The organism is Paenarthrobacter sp. PH39-S1, from assembly GCF_030063245.1.
Classification (GTDB): domain Bacteria; phylum Actinomycetota; class Actinomycetes; order Actinomycetales; family Micrococcaceae; genus Arthrobacter_M.
Map to the genome: position 1 here is coordinate 1 of NZ_JASISR010000115.1, position 917 is coordinate 917.

The following is a 917-nucleotide window of genomic DNA, read 5'->3' on the forward strand; positions in this document are numbered from 1 at the left end:
CAACGCTACCGCGTCACGCTTATATTCATCAGTGAAGCTCCTGCGAGTGGAACCCATAAAAGTAGTCTCCTACAGTCGGGAACCCGGACCAACCCCCACCCCGTCCATCAAACCGGGTACGCTCCACCTACCAAGTCACCCTCGAGCCCCTGCAACAAACCGGATAACCCAGCCTCACGATGTTGCCCCCTCAGATCATCCACTCACAGGGACAACGTCACCGCAATTTTCATGTCAGCCATCGCGCGGCCGTCGCCTGTTCCATTCTGAACCCAGTAGATCAAGAGACCTTAGTCAGTCGCTGCTCTCGCTTCAGTCACCACGTTGTGCAACATGTCGGCGAGCACGTGGGACCACCTTCGGAGCAGGGCCGCTGCAAAGTCATTTGCGGGCCGGCAGTGTCTCAACATGTGAGACGAACGGGGTTGTGGCTGTTAAAAAGTGAGAACTCCTGTTAATCCAGATGGTGTCAAAGCCTCTGTATTGCGGCTCTCCTGACACATCCGTGGGTCATTTCCGTCGCGGGAGCACTGGTTTACGGCCACCCAGGCTGAGCATGGCCAGGCTGATCAGGGCCTCGGGGGACTTGAACCCGAACGCACCCGGGTGATCAGCCTGATCTTCGTATTCATGGATTCAATCCGTCCGTTCGACAGCCCGTGTTCGATGGATGCCAGGATGCTGTCGCGGTGCTTGACGATGGCCTTTTGGAGTTTCACGAAGGAGGGGATCCTGGATCTCCTGGCCCAGGACACCCATCGGTCCAGGGCCACCACGGCTTCGGCATAAGGAGCGTCGAAGAACTTGCCCAGGGTGGCCTTGTCCCGTCCCGGCGAGGCCCAGATGAGCCGGCCCGAATCATGGTCCACGACCACGGTGAGGTACTTGTGTCCGCGCTTGTAGGAGATCTCGTCAAT

The 917-nt window shown here is 58.2% G+C and carries 1 pseudogene; it reads right to left on the bottom strand.

Going from position 1 to position 917, the window contains the following annotated elements:
* Positions 1-510: 510 nt before the first annotated feature.
* A pseudogene (locus tag QMG52_RS21775) lies at positions 511-917 on the bottom strand (ISL3 family transposase); the annotation flags it as partial.